The following is a 13,441-nucleotide window of genomic DNA, read 5'->3' as shown; positions in this document are numbered from 1 at the left end:
ATCACACGGGAAAGCGTCGGCGGACCTCCTGCAAACCCTGTCCGACGGCCCGTGACGGCGATTGGCGAGGCCGTCCGGCACGGGGGCCGGCACGCTTGTCGCCGCATGCCGATGGCACGACGGAACGACACGACAACGACCCCGGAACGACACCCGGACACCGTCAGAATACCGCCGGACAAATCCGATCAAGCAACGAGCGAGCCAGATTTTTGATGACTGACGCCACCCTCCTGAGTTCCAGCTATTCGCACTATGCCGCGCGCGCCGCCGCGGCCCGCCCGCAACTGGTCGCGCATGTCGGCGCGCTGGCCGACGAACCGCTGACGCGCGAGCGCATCGACGCGCGTCTCGACGAACTGTGCGCCGAGGCGGCGGGCCCAGCCGGTGCGCCGGTCGACGAAGATGCGCTGAAGCGCGCGCTGCGCCAGCTGCGCACCGAAGTATTCTGCGCGGTGATGGAGCGCGACCTGGCCGGCGAGGCCGATATCGCCGAAGTCACCGGCGCGATGACCGATCTCGCGGAAACGACGATCCAGCGCGCGCTGACGGTGCTGAGCGCCGAGCTCGAAGCGCTGTATGGCGAGCCGCGCGACCAGCAGGGCGAACGGCTCACGCTTGGCGTGGTCGGTATGGGCAAGCTCGGCGGGCGCGAGCTGAACGTGTCGTCGGATATCGACCTGATCTTCGTCTATGAGGACGACGGCGAGACCGCCGGCGGCCAGCGCTCGCCGCTCGCGACCCAGGAGTTCTTCACGCGGCTCGGCAAGCGGCTGATCGGCGCGCTCGCCGAAGTCACCGCCGACGGCTACGTGTTTCGCGTCGATATGCGTCTGCGGCCGAACGGCGATTCGGGGCCGCTCGTATGCAGCCTCGGCATGCTCGAAGAGTATTTCTATGTGCAGGGCCGCGAGTGGGAGCGCTACGCGTGGATCAAGGGCCGGCTCGTGTCCGAGGGCGCGAGCGCCTCGGCGCAGCGGCTGCAGAAGCAGCTCGGGGCGATCGTCACGCCGTTCGTCTATCGACGCTATCTGGATTTCGGCGTGATCAGCGCGATTCGCGCGCTGCATCTGCAGATCCGCCAGGAGGCGCAGCGCCGCGCGTCGATGCGCCCCGACAAGGCCGACGACATCAAGCTCGGCCGTGGCGGCATCCGTGAAATCGAATTCAGCGCGCAGGTGTTCCAGCTGATCCGCGGCGGCCAGGACGCCGGCTTTCGCGTGCGGCCGACGCTCGCCGTGCTGCGCCACGCGGCCACGAATGGGTTGATGGATCCGTCGGTGTGCGTGAAGCTGTCGCAGGCGTATCGCTTTCTGCGGGAGCTCGAGCATCGTTTGCAATATCGCAACGACGCGCAGACCCACGCGATGCCCGTCGATGCCGAAGACCGCATGGCGCTCGCGCGCGTGATGGGCTGCGACGACTACCCGCAATTGATGACGAAGCTCGACGCGCATCGCGAGTTCGTCGAACAGCAGTTCGACCAGATTTTCGCCGACAAGGTGGGCGGCCGCGACGGTTGCGGCGCGCCCGAGGACGGCGCGGCCGCGTGGGTGTGGAGCAGCGCGCTCGCCGACGATAGCGCCGACGACGCACTGCGCGCGCGCCTCGTCGAACTGGGGGTGGCCGAGCCCGGTGAGCTGCTCGCCCGGCTGCAGGCGGTGTGGCGCTCGTCGCGCTACACGGGCCTGAACGAGCGCAGCCGGCAGCGTTTCGACATCGTCGCGCAGCGCGCGCTCGAAGCCGCGCGCACGCTGGAGCCGGCCGGGCGGCGCGGCGATACGGTCGCGCGCCTGTTCGATCTGCTCGAAGCGGTGAGCCGGCGCGGCGCGTATCTGGCGCTTCTGACCGAGTATCCGCAGGCGCTGCACCAGGTGCTGTCGGTGCTGGGCGGCTCGCGCTGGGCGGCCGGCTATCTGATCCGCCATCCGCAGCTGCTCGACGAGCTGCTCGACGTCGAGGCGATCAACAGTCCGTTCGACTGGGCTGAATTCAAGCGTACGTTGCGTTTGCGGCTCGCCGCCGCCGATGGCGTCGAGCAGCAGATGGATCTGCTGCGTCACGCGCATCAGGCCGAGGTGTTCCGCATTCTGCTGATCGATCTTGCCGGCAAGCTGTCCGTCGAGCACGTCAGCGACCGGCTGTCCGAGCTCGCCGACGCAGTGCTCGACGTGACGATCGAAGCCGTGTGGAAGCAGTTGGCCAAACGTCATCGCGACGTGCCGCGCTTCGCGGTGATCGCCTACGGCAAGCTCGGCGGCAAGGAGCTCGGCTACGCGTCGGACCTCGACGTGATCTTCCTGTACGACGATCCCGGCGATGCCGCCGCCGACGTCTACGCAACCTACACACGGCGTCTGATCACATGGCTGACCACCGCGACCGGCGCCGGCACATTGTTCGACATCGACCTGCGGCTGCGGCCCAACGGCGAGTCGGGCCTGCTCGTCACCGACCTCGATGCGTTCCGCCGCTACCAGCTGCGCGAGGGCGACGCGGCGAATACCGCGTGGGTGTGGGAGCATCAGGCGCTGACGCGTGCGCGCTACTGCGCGGGCGATCCGGAGATCGGCGCGAAGTTCGAGGCGATCCGCGAACAGGTGCTGACGACGCCGCGCGAAGCGGCGCCGCTCGCGAAAGAGATCGTCGAGATGCGCGCGCGTGTCGAGGCGGGACACCCGAACCATACGCCGGCGCTGTTCGACCTGAAGCACGACCGCGGCGGCATGGTCGATATCGAGTTCACCGTGCAGTACTGGGTGCTGCTGCATGCGGCGCGCGATCCCGAGCTGATCCGCAATACCGGCAATATCGCGCTGCTGCGTGAGGTGTCGCGTTTCGGGCTGATGAGCGAAGCGGAAGCGGAGACGGTCGGCGCCGCCTATCGGCGCTATCGCAAGCTGCAGCACACGCTGCGGCTCGATGGGATGGAGAAGGCGCGGGTCGATCCGGCGCTGGTCGCGGCCGAGCGCGAGGCGGTGCTGGCGTTGTGGAAGAGGGTGTTTGGGTAAGGGCGCTCACGCACTTCGCGTCGCGCATCATGCGCGGCCGGGATCGGTGTGACGTCCCGGCCAGGCCGACTCAGCCGTGTGCGGCCGCCTATGCGCGGCGCAATTTCAGGCGGCCAGCATTTCCTTCGCGTGCTTGCGCGTGGTCGCCGTGATTTCGAGGCCACCGAGCATGCGCGCGACTTCCTCGATGCGGCTCGCCTTGTCGAGCGAGCTCACGCTGCTGAGCGTGCCGCCGGTGCCGTTGCTCATCTTTGCGACCTGGAAATGATGATCGCCGCGCGCGGCGACCTGCGGCAGATGGGTCACGCACAGCACCTGGCGCGCCTCGCCGAGCTGATGCAATAGCCGTCCGACCACTTCGGCCACGCCGCCGCCGATGCCCGTATCCACTTCGTCGAAGATCAGGGTCGGTGTCGGGCTGGCCGCGCTCGCGATCACTGCGAGCGCCAGACTGATACGCGCGAGTTCGCCGCCCGACGCAACCTTCGCGAGCGGCCGCAGCGGCACGCCGGCATGACCGGCGACACGGAACTCGATCTGCTCGAGCCCGTGCGCGCCACCTTCGGGCAGCGGCACCAGCGCGACCTCGAAGCTGCCGCCTTTCATCGACAGTTCCTGCATGCCGGTCGTGACCGCCTCGCCGAGCGCCTTGCCTGCTTTCGCGCGTGCCTTCGACAGCTTTTTCGCCTCGGCGACGAACACTTCCTTCGCTTGCGCCTCGGCGGCGCGCAGGCCGTCGAGGTCGGCGGCGGCGTCGAGCGCGGCCAGTTGCTTGCGCCGCTCTGCGTGTTCTTCCGGCAGCGTCTCGGGCCGCAGGCGGAATTTGCGCGCGGCCGAGTGCAGCGCGTCGAGGCGTTTTTCGACCTGCGCGAGCCGCTCCGGATCGAGCTCGAGCTTCTGCGCGTAGTGGCTCAGCGAATACGCGGCTTCCTGCAACTGGATTTCAGCCGGTTCGAGCGCGGCGAGCACGTCGTTTAGCGCGGGGTCGATCTCCGCGAGGTCGCGCACCTTCGACACGATCGAGCCGAGATGCGTGATCATCGCGTCGTCCGATTCGGACAGCGCGCCGAGCGCTCCCTGCACGCCGTCGATCAGATTCGCGGAATGCGACAGCCGCCGATGCTCGGTGTTGACTTCTTCCCATTCGCCCGGCTGTGGCGCGAGCTTGTCGAGTTCGGTGAGTTGCCACGCGAGTCGCTCGCGTTCGAGTTGCAACTCGCGATCGCGCGTTTGCGCTTGCTCGACGGCCTGCGCCTTGTCGCGCCACGTGCGCCACGCGCGGGTGACGGCGGCGGCCAGGTCGGACAGGCCCGCGTGCGTGTCGAACAGCTCGCGCTGCGCGTCCGGGCGCATCAGCAACTGGTGCGCGTGCTGGCCGTGAATATCGACGAGCATCTCGCCGACCTCGCGCAGCTGCGCGAGCGTGGCCGCCGTACCGTTGATGAACGCGCGCGAGCGGCCGTTCGCGTCGACCACCCGCCGCAGCATCACGGTGCCGCCGTGCTGGCCGTCGTCGGCCGCGCCGAGCGCCTGCGTGTCGAGCCATTGATCGACCTGTGCGTGCGTCTCGAACTCCGCGGTGATGTCGGCGCGGCTCTCGCCGGTGCGCACGACGCTCGCCTCGGCGCGCGCGCCTAGTGCCAGCGCGAGCGCGTCGATCAGGATCGATTTGCCGGCGCCGGTTTCGCCCGAGAAAACGGTAAAGCCGCTGTCGAATTCGAGGTCGAGCGCGGCGACGATGACGAAGTCGCGTATCGAGAGGTGGCGAAGCATGGAGGTGGTCGGGTGAGCTTGGGATTCGGGTGGCGGCCGCGGCGGCGTGCGAAATCAAAGTGCCGCTTACGGCCTCGGGTCTTCTTCGTGCGACGGGTACTCGTGCCAGTGCAGCTTCTGGCGTAACGTCGCATAGTAGCTGTAGCCGACCGGATGCAGCATCGGCACCGTGTGGCGCGAACGGCGCACCTCGATCGTGTCGCCGAGCTCCAGCGACGTGAACGACTGCATGTCGAAATTGACGTTCACCTCGCGCCCGGAAACGATCTGGATGCTGACCTTCGATTCGTCCGGCAGCACGATCGGCCGGTTCGACAGCGCGTGCGGCGCGATCGGCACGAGCACGATGCCCTGTAGTTGCGGATGCAGGATCGGCCCCTGCGAGGACAGCGAATACGCGGTCGAGCCGGTCGGCGTCGCGACGATCAGGCCGTCCGAGCGCTGGTTGTACATGAAGCGGCCGTCGACCGACACGCGCAATTCCGCCATGCCCGAGAAGCCGCTGCGGTTGACCACCACGTCGTTGAACGCGAGCGCGTGGTAGATCGGCGTGCCGTCGCGCACGATGCGCGCTTCGAGCAGCACGCGCTCCTCGCGCTCGAAATTGCCGGACAGCATCTGCGGCACGATCTCGCGCATGTCGGAGATCGGAATGTCCGTGATGAAGCCGAGCCGCCCGTGGTTGATGCCGATCAAGGGCGTGCGATACGGCGCGAGCTGGCGGCCGATGCCGAGCATCGTGCCGTCGCCGCCGAGCACCACGGCGACGTCGGCGCGCGCGCCGATCTCGGCGAGACGCAGCGCCGGATAGTCGGTCACGCCGATTTCGGCGGCGGTGTCTGCTTCGAACACGACTTCCAGGCCGAGCTTCGCGATGCAGGCGGCGAGCGCGGTCAGCGGCTCGCCGATGCCTGGCGTATTGCTGCGCCCGACGAGCGCGACGGTCTTGAACTGGCTGGTCACTTGCATGCCGGCATTACACCATAGGTAGGGCCTGAAAAGAACCGCAGACCAACCCGGTTGTGGGGCGGCGCACGCAGGGCGTCTGCGTATGTCGCGATTATCGTTAGAATGGTGAAGACCCGATGACATGCGAGCCCGCCGACGGCGGTGCATTCGCCGGGAGCGGGCGCCGCGGGCGCTCACGGCTGCGATGCCATTGAGCTAAAATTTTTCGTCATGCTAGATCCTCGCGCACAAACCCTCCTCAAAACGCTGATTGAGCGCTACATCGCCGAAGGTCAGCCGGTCGGCTCGCGCACGCTGTCACGTTATTCGGGCCTCGAACTGAGTCCGGCCACGATCCGCAACGTGATGTCGGACCTCGAGGATCTGGGGCTCGTGATCAGTCCGCATACGTCGGCAGGGCGCATTCCGACGCCACGCGGCTACCGCCTGTTCGTCGACACGATGCTGACCGTCGAATCCGCCGCCGACGAGGAGGCGGTGACGCGCACCGTCAAGACCACGCTGCAGGTGGGCGAGCCGCAGAAGATCGTCGCCGCGGCGGCGAGCGTGCTGTCAAATCTGTCGCAGTTCGCCGGCGTCGTGCTCACGCCGCGTCGCAGCCACGTGTTCAAGCAGATCGAATTCATGCGCCTGTCCGACCAGCGCATTCTGCTGATCATCGTGACGCCGGAAGGCGACGTGCAAAACCGCATCCTCGCCACCCAGCGCGACTTTTCGCCTTCGCAGCTGGTGGAAGCCTCCAATTACATCAACGCGCACTTCGCGGGCCTCTCGTTCGACGAGGTGCGCCGCCGCCTGCGCGAGGAAATCGACGAGCTGCGTGGCGACATGACCTCGCTGATGCACGCGGCCGTCACCGCCAGCACCGACGAATCCGACACCGGCGAGACCGTGTTGATCTCGGGCGAGCGCAATCTGCTCGAAGTCGCCGATCTTTCGTCGGACATGGCGCGCCTGCGCAAGCTGTTCGATGTGTTCGACCAGAAGACCAGCCTCCTTCAGTTGCTCGACGTGTCGAGTCACGCGGCGGGCGTGCAAATATTCATTGGCGGCGAATCGAATCTGGTACCGATCGAGGAAATGAGCGTCGTCACCGCGCCGTACGAGGTGAACGGCAAGATCGTCGGCACGCTCGGTGTGATCGGACCGACCCGCATGGCCTACAACCGCGTGATTCCGATCGTGGACATAACCGCGCGGCTGTTGTCCATGACGCTCAGCCAGCAGTAGTCCTCGGGCTCCGCAGAACTGGCGTCATCGCAGTTCGTGGCGATCATGATGCGCGAACGCGCGGCGTCTGCCAATCGTCCGAATGGCCAGGGGTCTCTGGCGGCGCCGGGCAGAACCCGCGCCGCTATAATGAATCTCCATTGAATCGACTCGCCGCAAAATGCGGTGATTTCTGCTACCTATGCGCTTCGACCTCGAGCGGCCTTCACAGAACGCCACGTCGCATCGCGTCGCCGTGTTGCTGATCAATCTCGGCACGCCCGACGCGCCGACGCCGCGCGCGGTGCGCCGCTACCTCGCGCAGTTCCTGTCCGATCCTCGCGTGGTCGAAATTCCGGCGCTGCTGTGGCAGCTCATTCTGCGTCTGCTGATTCTGCCGTTGCGCGGCCGCAGCTCTGCGAAGAAGTATGCGGCGGTGTGGATGCCCGAGGGCTCACCGCTGCGCGTCCACACCGAAAAGCAGGTCGAGGGCCTGCGCCATCTGCTGCAACTGAACGACTACACGGTGCTGGTCGACTACGCGATGCGCTACGGCACGCCCGGCATTCCGGCAATGCTGAACCAACTGAAGCTCGCGGGCGCCGAGCGCGTGTTGCTGATGCCGATGTATCCGCAGTATTCGGCGTCGACCACCGCGACCGCGTTCGACGAAGCCTTTTCCGCGCTCAAGCGCATGCGCAACCAGCCGGAAGTCCGCACCGTGCGCCAGTACGCCGATCACCCGGCGTACATCGCGGCGCTCGCCGCACAGGTGCACCACTACTGGCATCTGCACGGCCGCCCCGATTTCGCGGCGGGCGACAAGCTCGTGCTCAGTTTCCACGGCGTGCCCAAGCGCACGCTCGACCTCGGCGACCCGTACCACGAGCAATGCCAGCAGACCGGCGCGCTGCTGATGCAGGCGCTCGATTTGACGTCGGTCGAATGCCGCATCACGTTCCAGTCGCGCTTCGGCAATGCCGAATGGCTGCAGCCCTACACGGCGCCGACGTTGAAGGAACTCGGCGCGGCAGGCGTGCGGCGTGCTGACGTGTTTTGCCCGGGTTTCACCGCCGACTGCCTCGAAACGATCGAGGAAATCGGCATGGAAGTGCGCGGCGAATTTCTGCAGGCGGGTGGCAAGGAGTTTCACCGGATCGCCTGTCTGAACGCGTCGCAGCCGTGGGTTGCCGCGCTTGGCGAAATCGTTGCGCAGCATCTGCAGGGCTGGCCCGTGCAGGCGGTGCCGGTGCCGCACACGACAGGAGCTTGAAGACGCAGATGAACTACCGCATTTCAACCGAACCGGGCGCGAAACTGCGCATCGACAAATGGCTGTGGGCCGCGCGCTTCTTCAAGACGCGTTCGCTGGCCGCGGAGGCGGTCGACAAGGGGCGGGTGCGTATCGGCGGCGTCGCCGTGAAGCCGGCGAAGGACGTGCGTGTCGGCGATCTGGTCGAAATCGAGATCGAGCGCTACGTGTGGCAGGTGGAGGTGCTGGGCGTATGCGACGTACGCGGTCCGGCGAGCGTCGCGCAGACGCTTTATGTGGAAACCGCGCAGAGCAAGGCGAAGCGGCAGGTCGAGCAGGAACGGCGCAAGGTCTACCACGAGCCGGCCGCCGCGCTGCACGGCCGACCGACCAAACGCGACCGGCGCACTATCGACAGATTTTCAGGTGGGGATTGAGAAACTGCTCCACGGTGGCGTGTGCGCCGCCGTACTCGGTGGTGTGGTCGTTGACCGCACCGGACATGCAGATGGTCGTGGTGCCCGCGATCAGTACCAGTGCGACCACCCCGATTGCAAAGGTCAGTTTCACGGTACTCCCTTGATGGGCTGAAACAGGCTATCGGAACGACTGTCAGGTGTCGGTAACGCTTACGTCAGATTAGGGTTAACGTGGCGTTGCCGCTCCATGACTGGAGAATAGGTCAGTTGCGGGCTGCACTCAATCTCTATCTGATTGCGCCACGTTGAGGCTTGTTACGGCGCATTTCGCCTGCACGTCGGTGGTGCGAAAAAACCCTCGACCCGCTTGAAACGGCTTTTTCAGGCCCCATCTGGGGTCCGGTCTGGCGGATCGGCGCGAAGACGCCTGTCGCGATTTTGCAAAGCATGAATCGTACTGTGTCGGAACGGCTTGCACCGCCTTTGGCTTTTACTTTTTAACGACTTTCAGCGACATGGAAAACACGCAAGAGAACCCGACGAGCCAGAATCCCACGCCCGCCGACGAAGCCGCGCGCCAGGCCGCCGAGGCGGCTGGGGCCGCTGCTCAACAGCCGGACACCGGCGCCCCCGCGGAACCGGCCCAGGGTGCCGCCGAGCAGGCGCTGGCCGACGCTCAGGCGAAGATCGCCGAGTTGCAGGAAAGCTTCCTGCGCGCGAAGGCCGAAACCGAAAATGTACGCCGGCGCGCTCAGGAAGACGTCGCCAAGGCGCACAAGTTTGCGATCGAGAGCTTCGCCGAGCATCTGCTGCCGGTGGTCGACAGTCTCGAGGCGGCCGTCGCCCATTCGTCCGACGACTTGCAGAAGGTCCGCGAAGGCGTCGAGCTCACGCTGCGGCAGTTGAGCGGCGCGCTCGAGAAGGGTCGCGTCGTGGCGATCAATCCGGTCGGCGAAAAGTTCGATCCGCATCGCCATCAGGCCATTTCGATGGTGCCGGCCGACCAGGAGCCGAACACCGTCGTCGCGGTGCTGCAAAAGGGCTTTGTGATCGCGGATCGCGTACTGCGTCCCGCGCTCGTGACCGTCGCGGCGCCGAAGTAATCACGTCGACACTCGCTCCGGGCGTTTGCGCCGGTGGCGTCTGCTGCGTCGCTTCGCCTCGCTACGTGCCGCAAAGATCCCATCGATTCAGGCACTTCCGGCGAACCACGCCGGGGGCGCCGCGCAGACTGACGGAGCGGGCTCGCAGCGAAGATTCAGGCGCCTCGCCCCGTGATTGAAAAAAATTAAAGACCGCATCGCAAAAGAGGTCTTGAAAACGATGTGGCCGCACTTATTTTGAGTGCAGGTATGAATTGAGAGCGGATCGTCCCGCCGCCAGATGGGTCAACCGGGCGCTTTCCGCAGCGATCAAAGTCAGGAGATTTGTAAAAATGGGCAAAATCATCGGTATCGACCTCGGCACGACCAACTCGTGCGTGGCGATCATGGAAGGCAACTCGGTCAAGGTCATCGAGAACTCGGAAGGCGCGCGCACCACGCCGTCGATCATCGCTTACATGGATGACAGCGAGATCCTGGTCGGCGCGCCGGCCAAGCGTCAGTCGGTCACGAACCCGAAGAACACGCTGTTCGCGGTCAAGCGCCTGATCGGCCGACGCTTCGAAGAGAAGGAAGTGCAGAAGGACATCGGCCTGATGCCCTACAAGATCATCAAGGCCGACAACGGTGACGCGTGGGTCGAAGTGCGCGACCAGAAGCTCGCGCCGCCGCAAATCTCCGCCGAAGTCCTGCGCAAGATGAAGAAGACCGCTGAGGACTACCTTGGCGAGACCGTCACGGAAGCCGTGATCACGGTGCCGGCGTACTTCAACGACAGCCAGCGTCAGGCAACCAAGGACGCCGGCCGCATCGCCGGTCTGGAAGTCAAGCGGATCATCAACGAACCGACCGCCGCGGCTCTCGCGTTCGGTCTGGACAAAGCTGAAAAGGGCGATCGCAAGATCGCGGTGTACGACCTGGGCGGCGGTACGTTCGACGTGTCGATCATCGAAATCGCGGACGTCGACGGTGAAATGCAGTTCGAAGTGCTGTCCACGAACGGCGATACGTTCCTCGGCGGCGAAGACTTCGACCAGCGCATCATCGACTACATCATCGGCGAGTTCAAGAAGGAGCAGGGCGTCGATCTGTCGAAAGACGTGCTCGCGCTGCAGCGCCTGAAGGAATCGGCTGAAAAGGCGAAGATCGAACTGTCGTCGAGCCAGCAGACCGAAATCAACCTGCCGTACATCACGGCGGACGCATCGGGTCCGAAGCACCTGAACCTGAAGATCACGCGCGCCAAGCTGGAAGCGCTGGTCGAAGACCTGATCGAACGCACCATCGAGCCGTGCCGCGTCGCGATCAAGGACGCGGGCGTGAAGGTCGGCGAAGTCGACGACGTGATCCTGGTCGGCGGTATGACCCGTATGCCGAAGGTGCAGGAAAAGGTGAAGGAGTTCTTCGGCAAGGATCCGCGCCGTGACGTGAACCCGGACGAAGCCGTGGCCGTTGGTGCCGCGATCCAGGGCCAGGTTCTGTCGGGCGACCGCAAGGACGTGCTGCTGCTCGACGTGACCCCGTTGTCGCTCGGCATCGAAACGCTCGGCGGCGTGATGACGAAGATGATCAACAAGAACACGACGATCCCGACCAAGCACGCGCAGGTCTACTCGACGGCTGATGATAATCAAGGCGCCGTGACGATCAAGGTGTTCCAGGGCGAACGCGAAATGGCAGCGGGCAACAAGCTGCTCGGCGAGTTCAACCTCGAAGGCATTCCGCCGGCACCGCGCGGCGTGCCGCAGATCGAAGTGAGCTTCGACATCGACGCGAACGGCATTCTGCACGTCGGCGCGAAGGACAAGGCGACCGGCAAGGAGAACCGCATCACGATCAAGGCGAACTCGGGTCTGTCCGAAGCCGAAATCGAGAAGATGGTGAAGGACGCCGAAGCGAACGCGGAAGAAGATCACAAGCTGCGTGAGCTGGCCGACGCCCGCAACCAGGGTGACGCGCTCGTCCACAGCACGAAGAAGGCGCTGACCGAGTACGGCGACAAGCTCGAAGCTGGCGAGAAGGACAAGATCGAAGCCGCGTTGAAGGACCTCGAAGACACGCTGAAGAGCAACTCGAGCGACAAAGCCGCGATCGAAGCGAAGATCGAAGCGGTGGCCACGGCCTCGCAGAAGATGGGCGAGAAGATGTACGCCGACATGCAGGCTGCGCAAGGTGCCGAAGCGGCGGCGGGCGCGGCGGGCGGCGGTGCCGGTGCATCGGCGGGTGCGAGCCAGCAGGCCGACGATGTGGTCGACGCTGAGTTCAAGGAAGTGAAGAAAGACTAAAGCCAGGTCGGCATCCGACCGTAAAGCCGTGCACAGCGATGTGCACGGCCCGGCTGCACGAGAACGGCGCCCCCGGGGCGCCCAAAGTGCAAGAGCGGTTTTCGCGCCTGGCGAGCCTTTTTGGGGCTCTCCGGGCACGTTCGTTTTATGGAGGGCGTTGTTTTGAACCGTGCCCTGGCGCGGCGCAGACAGCGGCCGGACGAGTCGTGAGACTCCACAGCATTCACAAGGAGCTACCGCGTCGCTTTGCGCGGCGGCGTTGAACCGATATGGCGAAACGGGATTACTACGAGGTTCTGGGCGTCGCAAAGAACGCGAGCGACGACGAAATCAAGAAGGCTTATCGCAAGCTCGCGATGAAGCACCACCCCGACCGCAATCCGGGTCACAAGGATGCGGAAGAGCATTTCAAGGAAGTGAAGGAAGCCTATGAAATGCTGTCGGATTCGCAAAAGCGCGCCGCGTACGATCAGTACGGTCACGCGGGCGTCGATCCGAACATGGGTGGGGCCGGCGCGCAAGGTTTCGGCGGCTTTGCCGATGCATTCGGCGACATCTTCGGCGACATCTTCGGCCAGGCGGCCGGCGGCGGCGCACGCGGAGGCGGCCGCGCGGGCCCGCAGGTGTATCGCGGCGCCGATCTGCGCTACAGCATGGAAATCACGCTCGAGCAGGCCGCACACGGCTACGACACGCAGATTCGCGTGCCGAGCTGGGTTTCGTGCGAAGTCTGCCATGGCTCGGGCGCGAAGCCGGGCACCAAGCCGGAAACCTGCCCGACCTGTAGCGGCTCGGGTTCGGTGCGCATGTCGCAGGGCTTCTTCAGCATCCAGCAGACTTGCCCGAAGTGCCACGGCACCGGCACCTACATCCCCGAGCCGTGCAATCACTGCCACGGCGCGGGTAAGGTGAAGGAAACCAAGACGCTCGAAGTGAAGATCCCGGCCGGTATCGACGACGGCATGCGCATCCGCTCGGCCGGCAACGGCGAGCCGGGCATCAACGGCGGTCCGTCGGGCGATCTGTACGTCGAGATTCATATCAAGCAGCACTCGGTGTTCGAGCGTGACGGCGACGATCTGCATTGCCAGATGCCGATCCCGTTCACTACCGCGGCGCTCGGCGGCGATATCGAGGTGCCGACGCTCGCCGGTCGCGCCAGCTTCACGGTGCCGGAAGGCACGCAGTCCGGCAAGACGTTCCGTTTGCGCGGCAAGGGCATCAAGGGGCTGCGTTCGAGCATCGCCGGCGATCTGTACGTACACGTGCAGGTTGAAACGCCGGTCAAGCTCACCGAAGCGCAGCGCGATCTGCTCAAGCAGTTCGAAAAGGCGCTCGTGGAAGGCGGTTCGCGGCATAGTCCGCAAAGCAAGAGCTGGTTCGATCGCGTAAAGAGCTTTTTCGATTGATTTGATTCGGC

10 protein-coding genes are annotated in these 13,441 nt (G+C 65.3%); 7 read left to right on the top strand and 3 right to left on the bottom strand.

Features of this window, described 5'->3' with window-relative positions; translation table 11 throughout:
- Positions 1 to 215 precede the first annotated feature (215 nt).
- On the top strand, positions 216 to 3,011 hold the full coding sequence (gene glnE / locus HWY30_RS20190) for a bifunctional [glutamate--ammonia ligase]-adenylyl-L-tyrosine phosphorylase/[glutamate--ammonia-ligase] adenylyltransferase (protein ID WP_090803108.1): 2,796 nt from the start codon (positions 216 to 218) through the stop codon (positions 3,009 to 3,011).
- A gap of 105 nt (positions 3,012 to 3,116) precedes the next feature.
- Here glnE and recN read toward each other — a convergent pair whose 3' ends face one another.
- Together recN and HWY30_RS20180 are read right to left on the bottom strand one after the other, a co-directional pair.
- Complete coding sequence (recN, locus tag HWY30_RS20185; RefSeq protein ID WP_090803110.1) at positions 3,117 to 4,784, bottom strand: DNA repair protein RecN; 1,668 nt, start codon at positions 4,782 to 4,784, stop codon at positions 3,117 to 3,119.
- A 66-nt stretch (positions 4,785 to 4,850) separates the two neighbouring features.
- Entirely contained in the window at positions 4,851 to 5,753 is a 903-nt protein-coding gene (locus HWY30_RS20180; RefSeq protein WP_090803112.1) for an NAD kinase, read from the bottom strand.
- Between the two features lie 210 nt (positions 5,754 to 5,963).
- Here HWY30_RS20180 and hrcA point away from each other — a divergent pair, with 210 nt between their 5' ends.
- From hrcA to HWY30_RS20165, 3 genes are all read left to right on the top strand, one after another.
- Positions 5,964 to 6,983, top strand: coding sequence for a heat-inducible transcriptional repressor HrcA (gene hrcA / locus HWY30_RS20175; protein ID WP_090803113.1), 1,020 nt, complete (start codon positions 5,964 to 5,966; stop codon positions 6,981 to 6,983).
- Positions 6,984 to 7,164: 181 nt separating this feature from the next.
- The gene (hemH, locus tag HWY30_RS20170) at positions 7,165 to 8,235 is read left to right on the top strand and encodes a ferrochelatase (protein WP_090803115.1); all 1,071 of its coding nucleotides are present in this window, start codon (positions 7,165 to 7,167) and stop codon (positions 8,233 to 8,235) included.
- Between the two features lie 8 nt (positions 8,236 to 8,243).
- Positions 8,244 to 8,651, top strand: a complete 408-nt coding sequence (locus tag HWY30_RS20165; RefSeq protein ID WP_018419480.1) for an RNA-binding S4 domain-containing protein — start codon at positions 8,244 to 8,246, stop codon at positions 8,649 to 8,651.
- Here HWY30_RS20165 and HWY30_RS20160 read toward each other — a convergent pair.
- Positions 8,623 to 8,784 (bottom strand): hypothetical protein, encoded by a 162-nt coding sequence (locus tag HWY30_RS20160; protein WP_167368620.1) that lies wholly within the window; start codon positions 8,782 to 8,784, stop codon positions 8,623 to 8,625. The two genes, HWY30_RS20165 and HWY30_RS20160, sit on opposite strands and share 29 nt — an antisense overlap.
- A 364-nt stretch (positions 8,785 to 9,148) precedes the next feature.
- Between HWY30_RS20160 and grpE the strand changes: the two genes are divergently transcribed.
- The 3 genes from grpE (at position 9,149) to dnaJ (ending at position 13,430) form a co-directional block, all read left to right on the top strand.
- Positions 9,149 to 9,736 (top strand): nucleotide exchange factor GrpE, encoded by a 588-nt coding sequence (gene grpE, locus HWY30_RS20155; RefSeq protein WP_090803117.1) that lies wholly within the window; start codon positions 9,149 to 9,151, stop codon positions 9,734 to 9,736.
- A 332-nt stretch (positions 9,737 to 10,068) separates the two neighbouring features.
- The gene (gene dnaK, locus HWY30_RS20150) at positions 10,069 to 12,021 is read left to right on the top strand and encodes a molecular chaperone DnaK (protein ID WP_090803118.1); all 1,953 of its coding nucleotides are present in this window, start codon (positions 10,069 to 10,071) and stop codon (positions 12,019 to 12,021) included.
- Between the two features lie 269 nt (positions 12,022 to 12,290).
- Positions 12,291 to 13,430 (top strand): molecular chaperone DnaJ, encoded by a 1,140-nt coding sequence (gene dnaJ, locus HWY30_RS20145; RefSeq protein WP_018419484.1) that lies wholly within the window; start codon positions 12,291 to 12,293, stop codon positions 13,428 to 13,430.
- Positions 13,431 to 13,441: the final 11 nt, after the last annotated feature.

The organism is Paraburkholderia tuberum STM678, from assembly GCF_902833905.1.
In the GTDB taxonomy this organism is placed as follows: domain Bacteria; phylum Pseudomonadota; class Gammaproteobacteria; order Burkholderiales; family Burkholderiaceae; genus Paraburkholderia; species Paraburkholderia tuberum.
The sequence above is the reverse complement of the archived record's forward strand: the minus strand, read 5'-3'. Positions and strand labels throughout refer to the sequence as shown.

Coding starts and splice junctions, on each gene's coding strand:
- glnE (WP_090803108.1), top strand. CDS start 216: ATGACTGACGCCACCCTCCTGAGTTCCAGCTATTCGCACTATGCCGCG.
- recN (WP_090803110.1), bottom strand. CDS start 4,784: ATGCTTCGCCACCTCTCGATACGCGACTTCGTCATCGTCGCCGCGCTC.
- HWY30_RS20180 (WP_090803112.1), bottom strand. CDS start 5,753: ATGCAAGTGACCAGCCAGTTCAAGACCGTCGCGCTCGTCGGGCGCAGC.
- hrcA (WP_090803113.1), top strand. CDS start 5,964: ATGCTAGATCCTCGCGCACAAACCCTCCTCAAAACGCTGATTGAGCGC.
- hemH (WP_090803115.1), top strand. CDS start 7,165: ATGCGCTTCGACCTCGAGCGGCCTTCACAGAACGCCACGTCGCATCGC.
- HWY30_RS20165 (WP_018419480.1), top strand. CDS start 8,244: ATGAACTACCGCATTTCAACCGAACCGGGCGCGAAACTGCGCATCGAC.
- grpE (WP_090803117.1), top strand. CDS start 9,149: ATGGAAAACACGCAAGAGAACCCGACGAGCCAGAATCCCACGCCCGCC.
- dnaK (WP_090803118.1), top strand. CDS start 10,069: ATGGGCAAAATCATCGGTATCGACCTCGGCACGACCAACTCGTGCGTG.
- dnaJ (WP_018419484.1), top strand. CDS start 12,291: ATGGCGAAACGGGATTACTACGAGGTTCTGGGCGTCGCAAAGAACGCG.